This window comes from Marinobacter sp. F4206 (genome assembly GCF_019392195.1).
GTDB lineage: Bacteria > Pseudomonadota > Gammaproteobacteria > Pseudomonadales > Oleiphilaceae > Marinobacter.
In genome coordinates, this window is record NZ_JAHXKI010000004.1 from 113,883 (window position 1) to 135,293 (window position 21,411).

19 protein-coding genes are annotated in these 21,411 nt (G+C 57.1%); 7 read left to right on the forward strand and 12 right to left on the reverse strand.

Features of this window, described 5'->3' with window-relative positions; genetic code table 11:
* Positions 1-6 precede the first annotated feature (6 nt).
* Complete coding sequence (locus tag KZO34_RS16500; protein WP_219477952.1) at positions 7-2,106, forward strand: dehydrogenase; 2,100 nt, start codon at positions 7-9, stop codon at positions 2,104-2,106.
* Here the strand turns inward: KZO34_RS16500 and KZO34_RS16505 are convergent.
* From KZO34_RS16505 to KZO34_RS16530, 6 genes are all read right to left on the reverse strand, one after another.
* The gene (locus KZO34_RS16505; RefSeq protein ID WP_219477953.1) at positions 2,076-3,632 is read right to left on the reverse strand and encodes a glutamate synthase-related protein; all 1,557 of its coding nucleotides are present in this window, start codon (positions 3,630-3,632) and stop codon (positions 2,076-2,078) included. The genes KZO34_RS16500 and KZO34_RS16505 overlap by 31 nt on opposite strands.
* An 89-nt stretch (positions 3,633-3,721) precedes the next feature.
* Positions 3,722-4,417, reverse strand: coding sequence for an aspartate/glutamate racemase family protein (locus KZO34_RS16510; RefSeq protein WP_219477954.1), 696 nt, complete (start codon positions 4,415-4,417; stop codon positions 3,722-3,724).
* Positions 4,418-4,468: 51 nt separating this feature from the next.
* Positions 4,469-4,735: a DksA/TraR family C4-type zinc finger protein gene (locus KZO34_RS16515; protein ID WP_219477955.1), complete on the reverse strand. Its 267-nt coding sequence runs from the start codon at positions 4,733-4,735 to the stop codon at positions 4,469-4,471.
* Between the two features lie 49 nt (positions 4,736-4,784).
* Positions 4,785-5,099, reverse strand: a complete 315-nt coding sequence (locus KZO34_RS16520; protein WP_219477956.1) for a YkgJ family cysteine cluster protein — start codon at positions 5,097-5,099, stop codon at positions 4,785-4,787.
* 91 nt (positions 5,100-5,190) lie between these two features.
* Positions 5,191-5,889, reverse strand: a complete 699-nt coding sequence (locus tag KZO34_RS16525; RefSeq protein ID WP_219477957.1) for a TSCPD domain-containing protein — start codon at positions 5,887-5,889, stop codon at positions 5,191-5,193.
* 28 nt (positions 5,890-5,917) lie between these two features.
* Positions 5,918-8,056, reverse strand: coding sequence for an adenosylcobalamin-dependent ribonucleoside-diphosphate reductase (locus KZO34_RS16530; protein WP_219477958.1), 2,139 nt, complete (start codon positions 8,054-8,056; stop codon positions 5,918-5,920).
* 585 nt (positions 8,057-8,641) lie between these two features.
* Between KZO34_RS16530 and KZO34_RS16535 the strand changes: the two genes are divergently transcribed.
* The gene (locus tag KZO34_RS16535) at positions 8,642-9,454 is read left to right on the forward strand and encodes a DUF6160 family protein (RefSeq protein WP_219477959.1); all 813 of its coding nucleotides are present in this window, start codon (positions 8,642-8,644) and stop codon (positions 9,452-9,454) included.
* Positions 9,455-9,519: 65 nt separating this feature from the next.
* Here KZO34_RS16535 and KZO34_RS16540 read toward each other — a convergent pair whose 3' ends face one another.
* From KZO34_RS16540 to KZO34_RS16550, 3 genes are all read right to left on the reverse strand, one after another.
* On the reverse strand, positions 9,520-10,314 hold the full coding sequence (locus KZO34_RS16540) for an ABC transporter ATP-binding protein (RefSeq protein WP_219477960.1): 795 nt from the start codon (positions 10,312-10,314) through the stop codon (positions 9,520-9,522).
* Between the two features lie 9 nt (positions 10,315-10,323).
* Positions 10,324-11,226 (reverse strand): ABC transporter permease, encoded by a 903-nt coding sequence (locus KZO34_RS16545; protein ID WP_219477961.1) that lies wholly within the window; start codon positions 11,224-11,226, stop codon positions 10,324-10,326.
* A gap of 65 nt (positions 11,227-11,291) precedes the next feature.
* A complete protein-coding gene (locus tag KZO34_RS16550; RefSeq protein WP_219477962.1) occupies positions 11,292-12,266 on the reverse strand; it encodes an ABC transporter substrate-binding protein in 975 nt (324 codons plus the stop codon).
* Between the two features lie 253 nt (positions 12,267-12,519).
* Here KZO34_RS16550 and KZO34_RS16555 point away from each other — a divergent pair, with 253 nt between their 5' ends.
* Positions 12,520-14,187: an AMP-binding protein gene (locus KZO34_RS16555; protein ID WP_219477963.1), complete on the forward strand. Its 1,668-nt coding sequence runs from the start codon at positions 12,520-12,522 to the stop codon at positions 14,185-14,187.
* Between the two features lie 130 nt (positions 14,188-14,317).
* The gene (locus KZO34_RS16560; protein ID WP_219477964.1) at positions 14,318-14,803 is read left to right on the forward strand and encodes a thioesterase domain-containing protein; all 486 of its coding nucleotides are present in this window, start codon (positions 14,318-14,320) and stop codon (positions 14,801-14,803) included.
* 20 nt (positions 14,804-14,823) lie between these two features.
* Here the strand turns inward: KZO34_RS16560 and KZO34_RS16565 are convergent, their stop codons facing one another.
* Positions 14,824-16,512: an ABC transporter permease gene (locus tag KZO34_RS16565; protein ID WP_219477965.1), complete on the reverse strand. Its 1,689-nt coding sequence runs from the start codon at positions 16,510-16,512 to the stop codon at positions 14,824-14,826.
* 150 nt (positions 16,513-16,662) lie between these two features.
* Complete coding sequence (locus KZO34_RS16570) at positions 16,663-17,679, reverse strand: Fe(3+) ABC transporter substrate-binding protein (RefSeq protein WP_219477966.1); 1,017 nt, start codon at positions 17,677-17,679, stop codon at positions 16,663-16,665.
* 186 nt (positions 17,680-17,865) lie between these two features.
* On the opposite strand from KZO34_RS16570, the gene KZO34_RS16575 reads away from it, so the two are divergent.
* The 3 genes from KZO34_RS16575 (at position 17,866) to KZO34_RS18815 (ending at position 20,202) form a co-directional block, all read left to right on the forward strand.
* Positions 17,866-18,144 (forward strand): PilZ domain-containing protein, encoded by a 279-nt coding sequence (locus tag KZO34_RS16575; RefSeq protein ID WP_219477967.1) that lies wholly within the window; start codon positions 17,866-17,868, stop codon positions 18,142-18,144.
* A 1-nt stretch (position 18,145) separates the two neighbouring features.
* Positions 18,146-18,718: a hypothetical protein gene (locus KZO34_RS16580; protein WP_219477968.1), complete on the forward strand. Its 573-nt coding sequence runs from the start codon at positions 18,146-18,148 to the stop codon at positions 18,716-18,718.
* Positions 18,719-18,894: 176 nt separating this feature from the next.
* Positions 18,895-20,202, forward strand: a complete 1,308-nt coding sequence (locus KZO34_RS18815; RefSeq protein ID WP_219477969.1) for an HD-GYP domain-containing protein — start codon at positions 18,895-18,897, stop codon at positions 20,200-20,202.
* On the opposite strand, the gene KZO34_RS16590 is transcribed toward KZO34_RS18815, so the two are convergent.
* Positions 20,192-21,310, reverse strand: coding sequence for an organic solvent ABC transporter permease (locus KZO34_RS16590; protein WP_219477970.1), 1,119 nt, complete (start codon positions 21,308-21,310; stop codon positions 20,192-20,194). The genes KZO34_RS18815 and KZO34_RS16590 overlap by 11 nt on opposite strands.
* Positions 21,311-21,411 lie beyond the last annotated feature (101 nt).

Genomic DNA, 21,411 nt, shown 5'->3' on the forward strand with positions numbered 1-21,411 from the left:
CGAAGAATGAAGACCGTTGTCAGTATCAGCCAGGGCTCTTCCGAATACGACTACGAACTGGAGACAGAATTTCTGGGGCAGTCCTTCCGTATTATCCGGCTGGGCGCGGACAGTGATCTGTCCCGCGCCGAATCATTGCTGGAATCGATTCACGAACAGGCGGACGCTATCGGCTTGAGTATGGTTCATGACCACTACCAGGTCGGCAGGGAACAGCTACAGCACCCGGATACTGCCCGACTTGAAGCCTGCGTACCGGACAAACCGGTCACCACGGGGGCGGGACTCAGAGGCATTCTTCAGGAATGGGCGGTTCGCCACACACAATCCGAACTGGGCCATTTCTTTGATAATGCCCGGGTATTGTTCATGAATGGTCAGGCCAGTTACCGAATCGCCAAGTCCCTCTCGGAGCATACAGAAAACCTGTTTTTTGCCGATCCCTACACCGATTTTGGTGTTCCCCGAATGCTGACCTCGCTCCAGCAGCTTGAAACCTATACGTCCATCACGGCACCGCTGATGTTTCGGCCTGTCGCCGTCAAGGCCGTGGAAACGCTCCTGCGCAATCCACTTTATCGTCTGGGGGAGGGGCTGGTGAAAGGTTCGCTTCACCATGCCGTAGAAAACGCGCACGTTATCGTCGCGGCGATTGGCGATCTCGAACATTTCACCCAGAAACAGCTGGATGGCAAAACCATCATTACATCGAGGGTGACCGAATCGGCCCTCGATTGGATGCGCGCCCGTCGGGTGGCAATGGTCGTCGATTACAGCCCCTGGCTTGAGGGGCGGCCGGTTGGCATGAACGTTATGGAAGCGATGATCAGTGCAGCGTTGGCGCGAACGCCAGAGCAACTAGGACCCGATGACTACCTGGATGTCATCCAGCGCCTGGGGATCGAGCCCAGGATTCTTTACCCCAATGGCTATCGCCGGATAAACCGGTTCGCGTTTGTTATCCACCCTCTGTCGCAGCAGTATCTGACCAAGACTCCGCCGCTGGACTGGATCGCCAACGTGTCGCCACCGGTGGTGATGAATCTGGTGGAAAAAGCCGTAGCCTATACGCCACCGTTCCTTTACTCCAGGGTTTCGGGGATCCAGTCACCGACCGGCGACGAAGTCGAGGGATGGTTGATCACAGTTGGCGGGACGCCTCGGGAGATCATGGCTCATGGTCCCGAGTTTACCTACAGTCGACTGCTCGCCGCGGCCAAGCTTGCGAAAAAGCTGGGGGCCCAGGTGATGGGGCTGGGGGCGTTCACCAAGGTGGTGGGGGATGCCGGCATTACCGTCGCCAAGCGTGCTCCGTTGCCAATAACCACCGGTAACAGTTACAGCGCGTCAGGTGCCCTTTGGGCGGCCCACGATGCGGTCAAACGCATTGGCCGGGTGCACATCGGGTCGAGTGGCAAGATGGAGGGTAAGGCCATGGTGGTGGGCGCAACGGGCGCCATTGGCTCTGTGTGTGCCCGTCTGCTGGCCAAGGCCGTGGATGAGATTTTCCTGGCGGCACCGGAACCGGCCAAGTTGCTTGCGCTGAAAGAAAGCATTGAACAGGAAACCCCGGGGGCAGTGGTGCACGTGGCGGGCTCCGCTGATCGGGATGTGGCGGATATGGACATGATTGTTACCGCCACCTCCGGAGCCGGAAAGCGGATTCTGGACATCACGAAAGTGAAGCCCGGTTGTGTCATTACGGATGTGGCGCGCCCGTTGGACATCCCGGCCGAGGACGTTGCGAAACGTCCGGATGTCCTGGTGATCGAGTCTGGTGAGATCCAGCTCCCGGGCGACGTTCATATGAAAGATATTGGATTACCGAGAGGCATAGCGTACGCCTGTCTGGCGGAAACGATCGTACTCGCCCTGGAAGGACGGTTCGAGAACTTTACTCTGGGCCGGAACATCGAATGGGAAAAGGTGCGGGAAATCTACCAGCTGGGGCTACGCCACGGAATGAAGCTCGCGGCCATCTCCGGGGTGAACGGCGTGTTCAGTGACGAGGATTTCGAGCGGGTGAGGGCTCTTGCGGCCGAAGCCGAAGAGCCCACCAGCAAGTCAGCAACGGCTCAGGATGACAAATCACTGAAGCCGGCGTAGCGGACCCCGCTGAGCAAGGCCATCTCGCGATGCCAGGTCGCCAGGTCCTCCTTGTTGAACTGGTTCAGGTGGCCGTGGCCGCAGGCACGGGCCATCACTTGCATGAGCGACACCGAGGCTTCGAGAAAATTCTTCAGCTGTTGGGCGGATTTGTCCACGTTCAGACGCTGTCGCAAGTCCGCGTTCTGGGTGGCAATGCCGGCTGGGCAGTTGTTGGTATTGCATATCCGGGCTGCGACACAGCCGATGGATTGAATGGCGCTGTTGGCGATGGCCACGCCATCGGCACCCAGCGCCATGGCTTTGACAAAATCGATCGGTACTCTGAGCCCTCCGGTCACGATCAGAGTGACCCGGCCACTGGCACCGTGTTCATCGAGGTATCGCCTGGCTCTGGCGAGCGCAGGGATGGTCGGCACACTGATGTGGTCGCGGAAAATTTCAGGCGCTGCGCCAGTACCACCCCCTCGGCCGTCCAGAATGAGGTAGTCGGTGCCGGCATCCAGTGCGAACTGGATATCCCGCTCGATGTGATTGGCACTCAGCTTGAATCCAATGGGGATGCCGCCGGTAATTTCACGGACCTTATCAGCGAAGTTCCGGAAGTCTTTGACGGTGTGCATGTCTTCAAAGGTTGGCGGTGAGATGGCAGGCTCTCCCTCGGGAATATCCCTGACTTCGGAAATTCTGGCGGTATTCTTGTTTCCGGGGAGGTGCCCTCCGGTCCCGGTTTTGGCGCCCTGGCCACCTTTAAAGTGAAATGCCTGTATTTTTTTCAAAAGCTCTTCCCGATAACCAAACTTGGCGCTGGCCAGCTCATAGAAATACCGCGAGCTTTCCGCCTGCTCTTCCGGCAACATGCCGCCTTCCCCGGAACAGATACCGGTGCCCGCCAGTTCGGCACCACGAGCCAGCGCAACCTTGGCTTCTTCGGAGAGAGCGCCAAAGCTCATGTCCGAGACAAATAACGGCATACTCAGGGTAAGCGGTTTCCTCGCCTCCGGACCAATGACCAGTTCGGTACCCACGTCTGCGTCTTCCATAAGAGGCTGTGTTGCCAGTTGTGCCACCATGAGTTGCAAGTCGTCCCAGTGGGGCAGGGTGTGGCGGGGCACGCCCATGGCGGTGGTTGGGCCATGATGCCCCATTTTCTCAAGCCCATCCCGGGCAAGTTCGTGAATAAAGGCAACTGTCGGCTCTTCCCGTGTGGCTTTGGCTTCAGGCGCGTCGCCTGACTTGTGTTCGCTGGCCCCGGGGCCTTCCTGACCGACCTGCTCGTCATTGAACTGTTTGTGGCTGCCATCGCAATAGGGCGGATTTTGCGTGTGCTTGCACTGGCACAGATAGGCATCTTCGCTTTTTCGCGAGGTGAAGTTTCTGGGGGTGAGGTCCGTATCGGCGCTGGCGTGGGTTCCGTCGCAAAAGGGCTGGTCGTCTGATTGTCCGCAGGCGCAGAAGAGGTATTCTTCCCCCTTTTCCAGTCTGACCCTTTTGGGTTTGTTGTCGGCGATCACTGGCTTGCTCATAGATTGGCTCCATCGGATTGCGACCATGGCATGATATGCAAGTTGTACGGCAACGCACTGGAAATGGGTTTCAGCCGATCCATGACGTGTCAGGCTTCGTCCAGGGCCTGGCTGACAGCGGCACGCGCGTGTATGTCGGTGGTGTCGTACAGCGGCACCGGCGTATCAGGCTGTTGGATTAACAGGCCGATTTCGGTACAGCCAAGGATAATTCCCTGCGCACCCCGCGCCGACAGGGAGTCGACAACAGTGAGGTAGGTATCTTTCGACCTCGGTTGGATATTACCGTGGCAGAGTTCCTCGTAAATCACCCGGTGAATTTCGCGTCGGTCGGTCTGGGTCGGAATGATGACTTGGATTCCGGTCTGCTCCAGGCGGGCGCGGTAGAATTCCTGCTCCATGGTAAACCGTGTTCCCAGCAGGCCCACGGTGGCAATGCCGTCCTGTTGCAACGCACTGGCGGTGGCGTCGGCAATGTGGAGCAGGGGAATGCCGATCGCCTCTTCGATCTGTGGAGCCACCTTGTGCATGGTGTTGGTACCGATCATCAGGAAATCGGCGCCTGCGGTTTCAAGGGTCTGCGCCGCCGAGGCAAGCACCTCGGCGGTCAATTCCCAGTCCCCCTGGTGTTGCAGTTTTTCGATCTCGGCAAAATCGACGCTGTACAGAATGAGGCGGGCAGAGTGGAGGCCGCCAAGGCGGGCTTTGACCCCTTCATTGATCAAGCGGTAGTAACTCTGGGTAGATTCCCAACTCATGCCGCCCAGCAGGCCGATGGTTTTCATCCAGACACCTTTCCCTCTGTCTGTGTTGTTTCGGTGGGACCCGACGCCTGTTCATCGCAGCTGACTGTCTTTGCTGCCTCGCCGGTTAATGCCACCTGACGCCGTTTGCTTTTTTTCCAGCTCAGACTGGCACGTTACGCACAGGCGGACACCGGGGATGGCTTTTCGCCGCGCCTCGGGAATGGGTTGGTCGCATTCCTCGCAGAAAGCGGCGCTTTCACCTATGCCCAACCGACTGCGGGCCTCTGCGACGGCGTCTTCCACGCTTGCATCGATCTGATCCTGAACGGCCCCATCACGGTTCCAGCCACCAGCCATAATGTCGCTCCTGCCAGAAAGGCTTCACGTAGTGCGTTTTCCCAGCATATCAAAGCTTCGTCCCATATTTCTTGCCCTGGAGGGAGGCCCTTTCCGAGAGGCAGTCGTAGCCGCCCAGTTCAAACTCACGACAGATCAGTGGGCGTTTCTCATAGATACTGCAGAGCATCGTAGAGCGATCCAGCGCGGCACACCATCCGTCGTCCAGGCGCGCCATGGTCATTCCGCCCCACTTATCGAAGTCGACATACTTTTCAGGCACCCCCGTATCCGTAATCAGCATGACCTCCAGGCGGCAACAATTTGCTTTGCAGGTGGAGCATGTCACATCACTGTCGGGGAGGTTCTTCGCGTCAATCTTCATCGTGTATCACGCACTGATAATTAAACGGCTAAAAACAAAAAGGCCCGAAGCTTTCACTTCAGGCCTTTTCGTCATTCACCAGCCAGTCACCTTAACCGCACTTGCTGTCGCCGCAAGAAAGGCAGGTGGCACAACCGTCCATCACGATCACCGCCTTGGTGCTGCACTTGCCGCACATGGTGGCGTTCGCCGGGTAGTCGCTGGCCTTGTCGTCGTTTGTTGCCGTGGTGTGGCTGGCTTCGAACTCGGCGCGCTTTTCGGCGAGAATGCGCTTGGTCGTCTCGCTCATTTCTTCACTTTCCAGCAGGCCGATGGCTTTCAGGTGCTTCTCGATCACGGCACCGATTTCGGCCACCAGAGAAGGCATGAACACGCCACCTTTCTTGAAGTAGCCACCATTCGGGTCGTAAACGGAACGCAGCTCTTCCACCAGGAAGGTCACATCACCGCCTTTGCGGAAGACCGCGGAAATAACGCGGGTGAGGGCGATTACCCACTGGAAGTGCTCCATGGACTTGGAGTTGATGAACACTTCGTAGGGCTGCCGGCTCTCGTGGTCCGTGTCCTCGTTGAGCAGGATGTCGTTGATGGTGATGTACATCGCATGCTCACCAATCGGCGGCTTGATCTTGTAGGTCGTTCCCAGCAGGAAGTCCGGCCGTTCGATATGCTCGTTCATCTGCACGGGTTTGGTTTCAGCCTGCACCGGTGCCTGGTGTTCGGCGGCTGCTTCTGGATCGGCTTTCTTAACGCGGTAGCCGACGATTTTGTTGCTGATTTTAACTGTCATGTTCGTTGTCCTGTGTCGGGTTCCCGGATCAGTACTTGCCGTAAGTGCCTTCTTTGAGTGCGTCGAACAGGTTGGCGGCGTTGTGAATTTCGCCGTCGTACTCGACCTGCTCGTTGCCTCTCAGCGTGACCTTGCTGCCATCATCCAGAGTGAACTCGTACAGCGTGTTTTCAAGGTCTTTTTCCTTCACCAGTACGCCCTGGAACGCTTCCGGGTTGAAGCGGAACGTGGTGCACCCCTTCAGGCCCTTGTCGTAGGCGTACAGGTAGATATCTTTGAAATCACGGTAATCAAAGTCTGTCGGAACATTGGCCGTCTTGGAAATCGAGGAATCTACCCATTTCTGAGCCGCCGCCTGGATGTCTACGTGCTGGGCCGGGCTCACATCGTCGGATGTTGTGAAGTAGGCCGGCAGTTTCTTGTCGTCATCTTCGGAGAACGGCATTGCACCCGGATTGACCAGATGGCGGTAGGCCAGCAGTTCGAACGAGAAGACGTCGACTTTTTCCTTGGTCTTCCGGCCTTCACGGATGATGTTCCGGGCATAGTGGTGCGAGAAGCTCGGCTCGATACCATTGCTGGCGTTATTGGCCAGCGACAGGCTGATCGTTCCTGTTGGTGCGATGGAGGTGTGGTGGGTGAAACGCCCACCTTTCTCCGCCAGTTCCTCCACCAGTTTCGGCTCCACGTTGGCAATCTGCTGCATGTACTTGCTGTACTTGGCGTGCAATACCCGCCCTTTGAGCTTGTCGCCCAGCTTGTAGCCGTCTTCGGAGAGCTGGGGGCACTTGCTCAGCATCTTCGGTGTGATCTCGAACTCATCGTCCATGATCGGGGCTACGCCTTTTTCTTCAGCCAGGGTCAGGGACTGACGCCAGCCTTCGACGGCCATTTCCCGGACCACGTCTTCGGTAAACTGCACCGATTCTTCAGAACCGTAGGGCATGCGCAGCATCGCGAGGGTAGAGCCGAGGCCAAGAATGCCCATGCCGTGACGGCGCTTGTAAGTGATTTCGTGGCGCTGTTCTTCCAATGGCAGGCCGTTGATTTCAACCACGTTATCCAGCATGCGGGTGAAGATGCCGACGACCTTGCGGTATTTCTCATAGTTGAAGCTGGCTTTGTCCGTGAACGGATAGTCGACGAACTTGGTCAGGTTCACCGAACCCAGCAGGCAGCTGCCGTAGGGAGGCAGGGGTTGCTCGCCACAGGGGTTGGTGGCGCGGATGTCCTCACAGAACCAGTTGTTGTTCATCTGATTGACCTTGTCGATCAGAATGAAGCCTGGCTCGGCGTAATCGTAGGTTGAGGTCATGATGGTATCCCAGATGAACTGGGCTTTCAGGGTTCGGTAGATGCGGCATGCAACTTTGCCTTCATCGTTGACCACATAGCCATCAAGGATCGGGAAATCACGGTACACGAACTGGCTGGCATCGCTCAGATCCAGCTCTTCGTCTTCAACTTCCTTCTGGGTAACGGGGAAGGACAGGTGCCAGTCGTCACCATTCCGAACGGCTTCGATGAAGTCTTCGGTGATCAGCAGGGACAGGTTGAACTGGCGCAGGCGGCCATCCTCACGCTTGGCCTGGATGAAATCGATCACGTCGGGGTGGTGGACATCGAACGTCGCCATCTGGGCGCCGCGGCGGCCACCGGCGGACGACACGGTGAAGCACATACGGTCGAAGATATCCATGAACGACAGGGGGCCAGAGGTGGTCGCACCGGCGCCGGCCACATAGGCACCTTTGGGGCGCAGAGTGGAGAATTCATACCCAATGCCGCAGCCGGCTTTGAGGGTCAGACCAGCTTCGTGGTTCTTCTCCAGGATGTCGTTCATGGAATCCTGGACGGAGCCGGATACCGTGCAGTTGATGGTGGACGTTGCCGGCTTGTGGGCTTCTGCGCCTGCGTTGGACGTGATGCGTCCGGCGGGAATGGCACCATTCTGCAGTGCCCAGATAAAGTCCTTCATGTGCTTTGTGCGCACGGACTTGTTTTCGACTTCAGACAGGGCCTTGGCTACACGTTCGTACGTAGCGTTGATGTCCTTGTCGACGGGCTCGCCAGTCTTGGTTTTCAGCTGGTATTTGCTGTTCCAGATGTCGAGCGAAGCTTCCTGCATCGGAATTGTAGTAACCACTGCCTGTGCCTTAGCGTTCATTGCCACCCTCGGTATTCTCAGTATGTCTTCTTTTGACAGCGCCATCTCCTGTGACAGCGCTGTACCCCTTGAATTTCCTAAAGTCCGGTCTAGGCCCCCTGCGCGCGAGCAACCACTACATGTGGTGGTTGCTGATTAAGCGTTAACGCGCCGGGACACTCCGGTTTCTGCTTTGGATCGTTGTTGCCGGCTTGGCTGAAGCCGTTTTTGGGGCCGCCTGGCGGCGGGTTACCCCGGAAGTCCTTGCCCCTATATATGGGCTTATTTTTACGAAAGTATAACAGGATATAGTGTTGTGTGAACAAGAACGCAACTATTGATTGGTGTGATGGCGCAAAGAAAATCAATCGACCGATGGTTGCAACGCTGAAAATCTCCGAAAAACGAGAGCTTGGCTTCGAATCTTCATTAACACTACATGTTGTGGTCAAAAAATGTGCGAGTTGGGCATCGTATGGTTGTGAATAGCAACCAATTTGTGACCCCTGCACGTACCCCGGGACAACGTGTCGCTAGAGTATGGGGGTGGCGTCGTACAAAGCAGTGGCCCACAGGAAGTGATAACTACTATAAAAGGAACGAACAATGAAAGGCCTGAAACCTACCTTGCTAGCGCTGTGCGTTGCAGGTGTTCCACCTGCGGCCATGGCGGAGATCCAGATGCTGGATGATTCCGTGATGGGGAATATCACCGGTCAGGCCGGTGTCACCATCGAGCTTGAAACCAAGCTGAACATCGATCGCTTCATCTACACCGATGAAGGCTCGTTGGAAGTGAACGATATCTTCGTGGGCGGTACCAATCGTACCGATCTGTTTTCCGAAATGCGTCTGAATCTGACAGGGCGTGCGGCGAACACCCTGTTAGATAATATCCGCATTGATATTGACGTCCTGTCTGATGGGGATGCAATTATCAACTTCCAGCCACAAGATCTGGCGTTTATTGATCTGGGCGTTAGAACGGGATCCTGGAATCTGATCGGTCAGACGGATAGCACCACCATCATGGACAACTTCAGGATGGATGCGCTTATCGGTTCGGGGACGATTTCGGTGGATACCGCAACTGATGAGCTCAATTTCATCACCGACATTGCTATCGATGATATGGATTTCGACGTGCCATTTCTGGCGCTTGGAATCCGTGACTTTGAGCTTACCGGTTCTGGGTACGATCTGAATGCGCCTCGGGCGTTGGATCTCTTTGCCAGAGTGGATATGGACATCTACAAGGCGCCTAACAGCGCTGGCGTGGACAGTCTTGCGGTCGATCTCAATACCTTCGAGGCGGATATCCGCATTGGTGGTGTGATTGTGGGCGGCACATCGATTGGCTCGCTTGCACTGGATGACCTGGCGATTAGCAACACCGCGATGCGAATCTACGGTCACTGATCGGGCTTCAGTCAAGTGCAATAAAAAGCGGGGCCAGGCCCCGCTTTTTATTGGGTATTGCTGGCTTAGCCTAACAGCAGGCTGTCGTCATCCACTGACAACCCCCGCTGCTTCTCGAACAGGCCAAGAAGGTCTTTCACTTCCAGGCCTTCGCGCTCACTACCGGCTATGTCGAACACCACCTGGCCCTGGTGGAGCATGACTGTTCTGTCGCCCACTTCCAGAGCCTGTTTCATGCTGTGAGTGACCATCAGGGCAGTCAGCTTTTGCTCTTCGATGATCTTTGTGGTGAGTTCCAGCACGAACGCCGCGGTTTTGGGATCCAGAGCCGCAGTGTGTTCGTCCAGCAGCAGGATGCTGGACGGTGTCAGGCTGGCCATCAGAAGGCTGACGGCCTGGCGTTGGCCGCCAGAGAGCAGCCCCATTTTGTCACCGAGCCGATTTTCCAGGCCAAGCTTCAGCGAAGACAGGCTCTCCCGAAACTGCTCAAGGTACTGCCTCTTGACCGCCGCGCTCAGGCCGCGACGTTGGCCACGCTTGATGGCCAATGCGAGGTTTTCCTCAATGGAAAGAGCTTCACAGGTTCCCGCCAGGGGGTCCTGGAAAACCCTGGCAACGCGTCCTGCGCGTTTGTGTGTCGGCAGTTTGGTGACATCGACGTTGTCGACGATGATCTCGCCACTGTCCACGAGAACTTCTCCGGAAAGGGCGTTCAGAAACGTGGATTTACCGGCGCCGTTGCTGCCAATGACGGTCACGAATTCACCCTGGTTGACCGTCAGGCTCATCCCCCGGAGGGCGGGGTTTTCCAGGGGCGTTCCCTTGCCAAAGGTCAGTCGGAGATCGCTTGCACTGATCATGTCGCCTCCTCAGGCCTTGTTACGGGTGAATTTGCCGATCACGGAACTGCGAACGCCGGGCAGAACGATTGCCAGGGTTACCAGGACTGCTGTGATCAGGTTCAGGTCCTGGGCCTGAAGCCCAAGTACGTCGGCGTTCAGTGCGAACGCAATGGCCAGCCGGTAAATGATGGCGCCAAACACGCAGGCGAGCAGGGCGCGCACTACGGTCGAGGGTGTGATCACAGCCTCGCCCCCGATCAGCGAGGCCAGGCCGATCACGATGACGCCAACGCCCATGGTCACGTCTGCGGCACCCTGGCTCTGGGCAAACAGTGCGCCAGCCAGGCCAACGAGGCCGTTGGACAGGGCGACACCCAGTACGATCATAGCCCCCGTCGCAATGCCCTGGGCCCGGGCCATCCGGGGATTGGCGCCGGTGGCGCGCATGGCCAGACCGGTTTCCGACTTCATAAAGCGCCAGAGCAGAATCAGCGCCACGATCACCACAATGATAAACAGCAACACGGGTACCTGATGGTAGGCCAGGTCGAGGTTATACCAGGGAGTGAGGACAGTCTGTTCGGTGAGAAGCGCAACATTTGGCCGGCCCATGATGCGCAGATTCACGGAATAAAGCGCAATCATGGTGAGGATCGAAGCCAGCAAATTCAGAATCTTGAGTTTCACGTTGAGTAATGCTGTGACCGCCCCTGCGGCCATCCCGGCAAGCACAGCCGCGCCTGTGGCGATCCAGGGATTCCAGCCGCCAATGATGAGGACGGCGGCGACAGCCGCACCCAGCGGGAAGCTACCGTCGACGGTGAGGTCCGGGAAGTCCAGTACCCGGAACGAGATGTAAATGCCAAAGGCGACCAGGCCGTAAATGAGGCCGGTCTCAATGGCGCCATAGAATGCGATTTCACTGAGCATGGGTAATATTCACTGTGAAAGAAAACGGGCGGGCCCTTGTGGGGTCCGCCCGTTTTGGTCAGGCGTTACTTGTCGCTTTTGACGACTTCTTTGGCGTCCCGGATCAGGTCCTCAGACAGGGTGATGCCCATACGCTTACCCGCGGCAGGGTTCACAAACAGATCCAGTGTATCCATGGTTTCCACTGGCATATCGCCGGGATTGGCGCCGTTCAGGACTTTGGCGACCATCGCGCCGGTTTGGCGGCCGTGGTTGTAGTAGTCGAAGCCGAGCGCCGCGACGGCCCCGCGAGCGACCGTTGCGGTATCCGCCGCAAACACAGGGATCCCGGCGCGTTCACCGACCGAGATGACGGCCTCTGCGGCACTGATCACCGTATTGTCTGTGGTCAGATAGATAGCGTCGACTTCGCCCACCAGAGAGCGGGAGGCACCAAGTACTTCGGATGTCTTGGTTGCTGCCGCCTTGACCAGTTTCAGATCACGGGCGGCCAGACGTTCCTCAAGAAGTTCTACGAGTGATACGGCATTGGCTTCACCGGGGTTGTAGACCGTACCAATGCGCTTGGCATCGGGCATGACGCGCTGAAGCATGTCCAGGTGTTTGTCGATCGGCAGCATGTCGCTGACGCCCGAAATATTTTTGCCCGGCGCCTCAAGACTGGAGACCAACTTGGCGCCAACCGGGTCGGTCACGGCCGAGAAGATCACTGGAATATTGCGGGCTGCGGCTGCGACCGTCTGGGCAGACGGCGTTGCGATGGCTACGATCACGTCGGGGCTCTCGCCGACAAATTTACGGGCAATCTGAGAGGCAATGGCCGAATTTCCCTGCGCGCTTTCGTGCATGACGGTCAGGTTGTCACCCTCCGTGTAGCCCTGCTCGGCAAGTTCGTCTTTTACGCCCTGGTAAACGGCATCCAGTGCCGGATGCTCGACGATCTGCGTAATGGCAACCGTGCGTACTTCCTGAGCCTGTCCCAGGCTCGCCGCTGCCAGCAGTGTTGCACCAATCAGGGTGCGCAGAGTTCTCTTGGCCATGTGCCTGTCTCCGAGTCAGTGTCTGGTTTTGATGAGTGTTCGACGTTCAGAAATACGAAGGGGCGCAAGTTTACCACAGGCCTGAGGGATTCGGGGGAGCATTGTTGGCCGGAAGGCGGTTGTCACGAGGAAAGTTGAGAAGTGGAATAGTTTTGCTTGTGTCACATTTTGACTGGCGATAGTGTGTTGAAATACCCTACGAAAGTCTAATAACAAGACCGAATAATTCGAATAACGAATGCAAGGAAGATTCATGGACACAACTAACAAACTCCCGCTGGATATGGTTTACCACTGGGAAACCACCAAGGCGAACTCCCTTTACATGACTCAGCCCATCGGTGATGGCAAGGTCGTTGAATACACCTGGGGCAGAGCGGTTGATGAGGCACGGCGCGTGGCGGCCTACCTCAAGTCGCTCAACCTCCCGGAAAAGAGCCGGATTGGCCTGATCTCCAAGAACTGTGCGCAATGGATCATGACCGATTGGGCCATCTGGATGGCTGGTCATATTTCCGTTCCGCTTTATCCAACCCTGAATTCCGATACCGTCAACTACATCCTTAATCACGCCGAGTGCGATGTCCTGTTCGTCGGCAAGCTCGACGATTGGGACATGATGAAAGCAGGCGTGCCGGAATCGGTTCGCTGCATTTCCTATCCGCTGAGTCCACCCAATGATTTTGAAACCTGGGACGACATCGTGGCCAAGTACCCACCGCTGGAAGGCCAGGTTCAGCGAGAGCCGGACGAGCTGGCGACTATCGTGTATACCTCCGGGAGTACCGGTCGTCCCAAGGGTGTGATGCTGAGTTTCCGCAATATGGCGTTTGCCGCCGCTGGTGGGACCCAGGTCCTGGGTGTCGGTTCGGAAGAGCGCATGCTCTCTTACCTGCCGCTGGCCCACGTGTTTGAGCGGACGTTTGTCGAGTTGGGCTCGCTCTACACCGGTTTCGAGCTGTACTTTGCAGAGTCTCTGGATACCTTTGTCCAGGATCTGCAGCGGGCACAGCCGACCCTGTTTCTGTCTGTGCCACGCCTGTGGGTGAAGTTCCAGCATGGGGTGCTTCAGAAGCTGCCGAAGCAGAAGCTGGAACGGCTACTTAAGATTCCCGTGGTCAGCACGCTGATCAAGAAGAAGATCCTGAAAGGTCTGGGCCTAAGCAAGGTCAAGCTGGCTGGCAGTGGCTCTGCGCCGCTCTCAAGTGATGTGCTTGACTGGTATCGCAACCTCGGGCTGGAGCTGCTGGAGGGGTATGGCATGTCGGAAAACTTTGCCTATTCCCACATGAACAAGCCGGGGCGTTCACGTACCGGGTATGTGGGTGAAGCGCTGCCGGGTGTTGAGGTCAGGATCAGCGAGCAGGGTGAAGTGCTGGTCAAGAGCCCGGCCACCATGATGGGCTACTACAAGGATGAAGAGAAAACCCGGGAGGCCTTTACCGACGACGGTTTCCTGAAAACCGGTGACAAGGGCGAAATCGATGAGATGGGACGTCTCAAGCTGACAGGCCGGATCAAGGAGATCTTCAAGACCAGCAAGGGCAAATACATCGCGCCGGCACCGATCGAGAACCGTCTGATGTCCCACGACGCCATCGAAATGGTCTGTGTGTCAGGTGCCAATCAGACCCAGCCCCATGCGTTGGTGATGCTCGGTGAGGAGATTCGCCCGAAGACTGCCGATGAAAGCTTCCGCAAGGAACTTGAAGCCAGCTTCAAGAACCTCATTCAGGAGGTCAACAAGACGGTAGATCCCCACGAACAGCTGGCGTTCATCACGGTGGTAAGCGATGAGTGGTCCATCGAGAACAGCTTCCTGACGCCCACCCTCAAGCTCAAGCGTAATGTGGTGGAGGATGCCTATCAGGAGAAGGTGGACAACTGGTACGCGCAGCGTCAGGCCGTTATCTGGCAGTAACGCGAGTCGGAGATTAACCGAAGCAAAAGAGGCCCGGCAACGCCGGGCCTCTTGCCATCTGGAGCCGACATAAGTCGCATAGGGAATCTCCGGGAAGAGGCATAAACTGGAGCAAGATCAGGAGGATGTTATGACCCAGTTGGCGCTTTTCCAGAAACGCATCAATGAAGAAATTCCGCTGTCCAGAGCGTTGGGAATCCGTTTGATATCCTGGGATGGTCATGCGCTACTTCTCAGCGCTCCCTTGGACCAAAACCGAAATCATCAAGGTACGGGTTTCGGGGGCAGTGTTTACTCTGCGGCCGTTACCGCGGCCTGGGGGCTCACGGAGCTTGCACTGGCGGATCTCGGTCTCAGGGGCGCCGTGGTTGTCCAGAGCGGCAATATCGATTATCTGGAGCCCGTTGACCGGGACTTCTATGTGATCTGCCGCTTGCCGGCCGGCGAAATTCCCGCCAAGTTCCGAAAAAGCCTGGCGCGGCATGGCAAGGGCCGGCTGGATCTCACTGCCGAAGTGTTTTGCGGCGTTCCTACCGCCGAGCCTCAGAATCAACCCGTGGCCGTCTTTGAGGGGCGTTTTGTCGTCAAGGATGCCCACTCACGGGTCACCCTGTAGTCCGCAAGATCGACGTCTGTTCAGCCAATCGTCCGGGTGTTGGAGATGGATCGACTCATCAGAATGATTGGAACGATTCCCGCCAGGACAATGATCAGCGCCGGCAGGGCGCTGTGATAGAGACGCTCGTCCGACGCAAACTGGTAGACATAGGTCGCCAGGGTTTCAAAATTGAAGGGGCGGAGGATCAGGGTTGCCGGAAGTTCCTTCATGCAGTCCACGAACACCACCAGGGCAGCCGTCAGGAGCGTTCCCCTGAGCATCGGAAGGTGGACGCGGACCAGGGTTTTGCCCGGCGTGTGCCCCAGTGAACGCGATGCCATATCCATGCTGGGTGTGATCTTCTGAAGCGCGCTCTCCACGCTGCCCGCGGAAACGGCAAGGAACCGCACCGTGTAGGCAAACACCAGGGCAAAGGCGGAGCCGCTCAGAAGCAGGCCGGTACTGACACCGAAAAATTCTCGCATCAGGCTATCGAGCCAGTTATCAAAACCGGCGAGGGGGACGATTACTCCCACGGCCAACACCGCCCCGGGCATTGCATACCCAAGGCTTGAGAGCCGCATCAGAATCTGCATCCCGCGGGTGTTGTGCAGTCTGCGGCTATAAGCCAGGGTAATCCCGATCAGCAGGGTAGTCAGTGCCGCTGTGCCAGACAGGAAGAGACTGTTGAAGGTGTTGCGGATGAAGTCCGGGTTCCAGCTTTCACCAAAGTATTCCCAGGCATAGAGGCCGAGCGTGAATCCGGGAATGAGGAAGCCGAAGGTCACAGGCACGGCACAAACGGTCACGCAAACCAGCTGCCGAGGAAATGACATGGTGAACCGACGGATCGGATCACGGTTGTCGCGGGCGGCAAACTGTTGTTGCCGGCGCCGGGAATACCGTTCAAGGGTAACCAGGATAACCACGAAGATGAGCATGGTGGTCGCAATCTGTGCAGCCCCGCCCAGGTTGCCCAGGTTCATCCAGGTGTCGAACAGGCCGGCCGTGAGGGTCTGAACCGCAAAGAAGTCGACGGTGCCGAAGTCGTTCAGGGTTTCCATCAGCACCAGCGAGAGGCCAACTGCCACGGCTGGTCGCGCAATGGGTAAGACCACACGAAAGAAGGTGCTCAGGGCGGAGTGGCCCAGGCTGCGGCTAACAGCGAACAACGACGGCGATTGTTCCAGAAAAGCGGCTCTCGCCAGCAGGTAGACGTAAGGGTAGAGCACCAGGCCGATCATCAGCGTGGCACCTTCAAGGCTGCGGATTTCAGGAAACCAGTAATCGCTGGCATTCTCCCAGCCGAACCATTCCCTCAGGGCTCGTTGCACCGGTCCTGCGTAGTCGAGGAGGCTGGTGTAAACGTAGGCAATGACGTAGGCAGGAACCGCGAACGGAAGCAGCATCGCCCACTCGAAAAAACGCCGTCCGGGGAATTCACACATGGTGACCGCCCAGGCCGTCGAGAGGCCGATGACGAGGGTCAGCGCGCCCACGCCGAGCATCAGCTGGAGCGTCGTCGTCAGGTACCGCGGGAGCGTCGTATCGAGCAGGTGCGGCCAGATGTTTTCTTCCGGAAAAAAGGCGAGAAAGATAACGGAGAGCACCGGCAGCACCACAATGGCAGTGGTGAGGGCGGCGGTTACCAGCCACCGGCGTGAGGTTCGTTTCGCCAGCAAGGGCTCGGCAAGCCCTGGATCAATGCTGGTGACGGCCTCAGTCATAGGTTTCCTGTTGTTGAATCGAAATGAGAAAGGCTGTCGATTGTAGACAGCTGACTGGCTGCCTGCAATCACTCGGGTCATCTGCAACAGGCTTTTGTTCAGGAAGAAAGCGGGCCGAAGGTCGCGCAGTGTCGCTTCGGCCCCCTGGTGTTACTCGCCGTCGTAATCGACGCGGTCAACCAGTTTCACTGCCGCATTCCGGTTATCTGCGATTTCCTGGAGGGACAGTTGGTCCGGATTTATTTCGCCCCATTCTGCAACGAGACCGGATGGTGCAACGTTGGGGTTTGCCGGATACTCGGTGTTTGCTTCGGCGTAGATACGCTGAGCTTCTGCCGAGGACAGGAACTCCATCAGTTTGATCGCATTGTCGCGGTTCGGGGCACTCTTGGTCAGGGAGATGCCGCTGATGTTGATGTGAGTGCCACGGCCTTCCGCATTGGGGAATACCAGGCGAACCTGCTCGGCAATGTCGCGCTGGTTTTCGTCCTGGAGCATGTTGCCGTAGTAGTAGCTGTTGCCGATGGAAACGTCACACACGCCCTCGGCAATGGCCTTGATCTGGTCACGGTCACCACCTTGGGGCTTGCGGGCCAGGTTGTCCTTGACGCCTTCAAGCCAATCTTGCGTTTCAGCCTCCCCGTGGTGAGCGATCATGGAAGAGATGAGGGCAATGTTGTAGGGATGTTTGCCGCTGCGTGTGCAGATGCGGTTGTTCCATTTGTCGTCCGCCAGCTCTTCATAAGTCGTGATTTCGCCTTCCTCGACCCGTTCTTTCGACGTGAAGATCAGACGGCCTCGAGTGGTCAGTGCAAACCACTTACCTTCCGGATGGCGGAGGTTTTCCGGAATGTTGTTGTTCAGCGTTTCGCTGTCGACGCCCTGGACCAGATCACGTTCGACCAGTTCGTTGATCCGGGAAATGTCGACGGTCATGACGAGGTCGGCCGGGCTGTTGCGTCCTTCCCGTTCAAGTCGCTCAGCGAGACCTTTCTTGGCAAAAACAACGTTGGTGTCAATGCCGGTTTCTTGCTCAAACGCATTGAGCAGGGGTTCTAGCAAGTAGGCCTGACGGTATGAGTAGATATTGACCTCGCCCTCGGCCGATGCGCTCAGTGGAAGCAGGGTCATTGCAATGGTTGCGGTTGCGGCCAGTTTCAGTCGCATGTCGTTGTCCTTTTCAAAGAATGCTGGAGTCACGTCCCGCGATGTTAGTCGCAGGCATTTAAAAACGCCAACCATTCTCATTTGTATTAATCGGTTAGTCAATATCACCTTTGGCCTTTTTGGGTGAAAATGGTGGTATGCTTCGGAAGACTATAAAAACTATGTAAAAAGTAGTGGAAGCGCGCGATGGCAGGGAACGATCGAAGAGAACATATACGCACCGCAATGAGTGCCAAGGTAAAGGTTAGACACCCGCTTCTCGGGGAGTTTGTCTTCTCAACCCGGGATATATCCGACGGCGGGGTGTTCATTGTTGTCGATACGGAACCCTTTGAGCCGTCGCTTGGCGACAGGGTGACAGTCCAGGTTCAGGGGTTGCCAGTGCCGGCGCCGATTCTTGATATGTTGGTCGTTCGCAAGACCAATGACGGATTCGGGCTTCAATTCGAGCATAACGGCGACTGACATGAAACGCTTTTTTCTCCTTTTTCTGCCCCTGATCTTGCCCGGTTGCGCATCCTATTATTCCCACTACGCCATGTTCCCGGCTGAAAACTCCGCGGGGGAGTCCCGCCAGATACGCGTTTCCTGGCAGACGGCCGAATATCCTGATTGGTGGCTGGCCAATAATAAGGCAACCCCTATTCGTGTGGAGACCCAGTGCAGTGACCGTGTGTGGCGGCTGAGGGACGAAGCCGACGAGGATGCGGCTGGCTGCGGTGTCGGTATCCGGGCTTGTGGTGAGCCGGGAGTGGACGTGCAGGCTCCCGGGGGAAATCCGGTGTTGGATGAGGCTCCCTGCATGGTGGTGGATCCATCGAATCCCGACGCTCGTATTGCCGGGCTCGGTGGAAAACTTGAGCTGCTCGTTTCCTGCAGGCCGGTTTCTCCAACCCGGGGCCAGGGTGACGAAAAACGTAACCTGGATTATTTGAGGGCGTCTCCGGTGCCCTACACGGTATATGCTCGGAAGGCGCCCCGTGGCTCGCTTCGAGCAAAAATGCCGGAATTCGACGAGTCTGCATGTGACGCAGAGTGACACGTTTTGACATTTTCGTGTGATCGCTATCACATTGCTACACTTTGTTTCCTCCTGAACATTAGCGTTACCTTTTGTCGCCTTCAGGTTACTTTGCGCTACCAAACTGTTATGGACTCTGTTGGCCACTCGGTCAGAATGGTAGCCATCGAAAAGTTTATGCATAGAGGTGGCTTGTGGGCGTCCAGCAGAGAAAAATTGCGGTGCACGATCTGGAAGTGGGCATGTTTGTGTCCGATCTGGACCGGCCCTGGCACCAGACTCCGTTTCCCATCCAGGGTTTTCCTATCCGGTCCCAGGACGATCTGCGCGCACTGACATCCCATTGCAAGTGGGTGATGATTGATGTCGCGGAAGTTCGGGTTTCCGGAGAACTGGCTGAAAGCGTTAAGCCGACCTTTGGTCGAACCACCAGTCGGCGCGGAAATGGGCGGGATGTGTTGCAGCTGCCGCCGATCAGCATTCGTGAGCCGGTCACCTATGAAACGGTGACCACGCTCAAAAAGGAAATGAAGGCGTCCCGTCATCTGTTGGACGATGCGGAAATGGCACTTCATCGCCTGTTCGAAACGGTTCGCCACGATGGCGTTACGGATCTGAAGCCCATCGCCGAGATCACCAGCAGAATGGTCAGCAGCGTTATTCGTCAACCAGATGCCTTGCTCTGGCTGAGCCGAACTCGCCAGCACGACGATTACATTTACCGGCATGCCCTGAACACGTCTGTGTGGGCCCTGGTTTGCGGTCGCCATCTTGGGTTGAATGAAGGCCTGATGAATCATCTTGGGCTGGGCTGCCTGCTCTCCCAGGTTGGTAAGTGTGCATTGCCCAGAGAATTGCTGAACCGGGAAGGGCAACTGAATGCCGAGGAATATACCCGTTACCGGGGGTATGTTGGCAAAGGCGTGGAAATGCTGTCTGACAGCGGACTTTCCCGGGCCGTCCTGAGCGTCGTGCAAGGACATCGTGAGCGCCATAATGGCTCCGGTTTTCCGGAGGGAGTCCGGGGTGACCGGATTCCATTGCTGGCCAAGGTCGCGGGTATTGCCGAGTTTTTTGAGTCGCTGATTGGGCCCAGAGACGCGTCATTGCCGATGACTCCTGACAAGGCAGTGGCGTTGCTCTACGACATGAGAAACATCGAGTTTCAGGAAGACCTTGTCGAAAGCTTTATCCAGTCGATCGGAATCTATCCCACCGGCAGTCTGGTCGAGCTGACGGACGGCCAGCGAGGCATGGTTGTATCTCACTCACCCGAGCGTCGGCTGTGGCCGCGAGTCATGGTGATGACCGACAGCAATCGCAAACCACTGAAGTCGGCCAAGGTGATTGATCTCGCCCGATTCAACGAAAGCCGGAGTACGGACGAGGCTGTTTCCATCAGGGAGTGCCTGCCCCACGGCACAGAAGGATTGGATCCTTCGGGCTACGATGTGACCGGGGGGGAATCGCGCTGGAATCTGTCACGGCTGATCAGCGGATAATTACCCGCAATTGTTTGCGGACCCAGCGGTAGGTGTCGTCCGGGCGAATGCTCATGACCAGCTCGGCTTCACCTCCGGTTTCGCCCGCCACAAAATATTCAACTTCGGCTTCCTGCCAACTGGTGGCATTGATTACAACATCGCCCGGACGGGTGCTGATGGCTTCGATGTCGGCCAGCTCCGGGGCGCCTCCTATCCTCCGGATGCTCACTGTTTTTATGCTGGTATCGTTGGCAGGGTGGCTGGCCACGTCCTCATTCAGATAGAACCGGTTCGAAATCGCCGTCGTGATGGCCTTGAGCTCCCGAGTCAGATACGTTTGGGCGTCGTTTGCGTCAATGTCCTCAAGGGAGCGAACCGACCCAAGAATGCGATCTCTATTGGCCTGCAGGTCTTCCCGATACTCGGTGTCCGGGTCCCTGTCAATCTCGTTGTCTGGTCGTGCCGGTGCCGCCGCAATTTCTTCCGGTGTAGGCGGCTCCTTGCATAATTCGTCGTCTTCCGGATAGAAGCAAATGGCCGCGAGGAGCTGGTTGGCGGGCGATGGCGTCGTTCCCAGCGCGGTAAATTCTGCCTCACTGACGGAGAAATCAATGGGGCCCGTGAGGTCGGGTAGGGCTGCATTCAGCTGCTCGACCACCCGGTCCCGAATCTCGATACCTTCTCCTTCCCGGACGTTCTCGGTCCAATTAAGGGCCATCAGGAACCGGGTTATGTTGTTCAGCGACACGTCGTCGATCAGCAGCTGTTCTGTGATGGTATGGGTGCTGAGCCCCTCGTCATCGAACGCGGGGTTGGTCAGTTCCGACCGAATCTCCGGGAAGAATTCCAGGGGCGTCACGTATTTTCTGGCGGGAACGTCCTCGATAATCGCCAGGTCACCCACGCGCAGGCTCAGTGTCTCGCCAGGGTAGTAGCGGAATTCACCCTGTTCGTTGGTGGTCCCGGTCTGACTGGCGGTCTGGTAGGTCAGGCCGCTGAAGCCGTTGTAGTTGAGCCGGCCCACGCTGGTGTCGTTGCCCCCGGAGCTGCTGTCATCCAGGCAGCCGGTAATGGCGATTGTGGATATCAGGGTGAGTGACAGGCGGATCGGTTGAGCGGATCTCATGGTTTGTCGTACGTTCCCTTTTCTTCAGCCGCCCCCTGAACAGGAAGCCGGCTGTTCGTTTGTAAGTTGTTGTAACCGCATTATAGGGGTGGGCACGGCCT

Bases quoted from the DNA above. Each gene is read 5' to 3' on its own strand.
- KZO34_RS16500 (WP_219477952.1), top strand. From the start codon at position 7: ATGAAGACCGTTGTCAGTATCAGCCAGGGCTCTTCCGAATACGACTAC.
- KZO34_RS16505 (WP_219477953.1), bottom strand. From the start codon at position 3,632: ATGAGCAAGCCAGTGATCGCCGACAACAAACCCAAAAGGGTCAGACTG.
- KZO34_RS16510 (WP_219477954.1), bottom strand. From the start codon at position 4,417: ATGAAAACCATCGGCCTGCTGGGCGGCATGAGTTGGGAATCTACCCAG.
- KZO34_RS16515 (WP_219477955.1), bottom strand. From the start codon at position 4,735: ATGGCTGGTGGCTGGAACCGTGATGGGGCCGTTCAGGATCAGATCGAT.
- KZO34_RS16520 (WP_219477956.1), bottom strand. From the start codon at position 5,099: ATGAAGATTGACGCGAAGAACCTCCCCGACAGTGATGTGACATGCTCC.
- KZO34_RS16525 (WP_219477957.1), bottom strand. From the start codon at position 5,889: ATGACAGTTAAAATCAGCAACAAAATCGTCGGCTACCGCGTTAAGAAA.
- KZO34_RS16530 (WP_219477958.1), bottom strand. From the start codon at position 8,056: ATGAACGCTAAGGCACAGGCAGTGGTTACTACAATTCCGATGCAGGAA.
- KZO34_RS16535 (WP_219477959.1), top strand. From the start codon at position 8,642: ATGAAAGGCCTGAAACCTACCTTGCTAGCGCTGTGCGTTGCAGGTGTT.
- KZO34_RS16540 (WP_219477960.1), bottom strand. From the start codon at position 10,314: ATGATCAGTGCAAGCGATCTCCGACTGACCTTTGGCAAGGGAACGCCC.
- KZO34_RS16545 (WP_219477961.1), bottom strand. From the start codon at position 11,226: ATGCTCAGTGAAATCGCATTCTATGGCGCCATTGAGACCGGCCTCATT.
- KZO34_RS16550 (WP_219477962.1), bottom strand. From the start codon at position 12,266: ATGGCCAAGAGAACTCTGCGCACCCTGATTGGTGCAACACTGCTGGCA.
- KZO34_RS16555 (WP_219477963.1), top strand. From the start codon at position 12,520: ATGGACACAACTAACAAACTCCCGCTGGATATGGTTTACCACTGGGAA.
- KZO34_RS16560 (WP_219477964.1), top strand. From the start codon at position 14,318: ATGACCCAGTTGGCGCTTTTCCAGAAACGCATCAATGAAGAAATTCCG.
- KZO34_RS16565 (WP_219477965.1), bottom strand. From the start codon at position 16,512: ATGACTGAGGCCGTCACCAGCATTGATCCAGGGCTTGCCGAGCCCTTG.
- KZO34_RS16570 (WP_219477966.1), bottom strand. From the start codon at position 17,679: ATGCGACTGAAACTGGCCGCAACCGCAACCATTGCAATGACCCTGCTT.
- KZO34_RS16575 (WP_219477967.1), top strand. From the start codon at position 17,866: ATGGCAGGGAACGATCGAAGAGAACATATACGCACCGCAATGAGTGCC.
- KZO34_RS16580 (WP_219477968.1), top strand. From the start codon at position 18,146: ATGAAACGCTTTTTTCTCCTTTTTCTGCCCCTGATCTTGCCCGGTTGC.
- KZO34_RS16590 (WP_219477970.1), bottom strand. From the start codon at position 21,310: ATGAGATCCGCTCAACCGATCCGCCTGTCACTCACCCTGATATCCACA.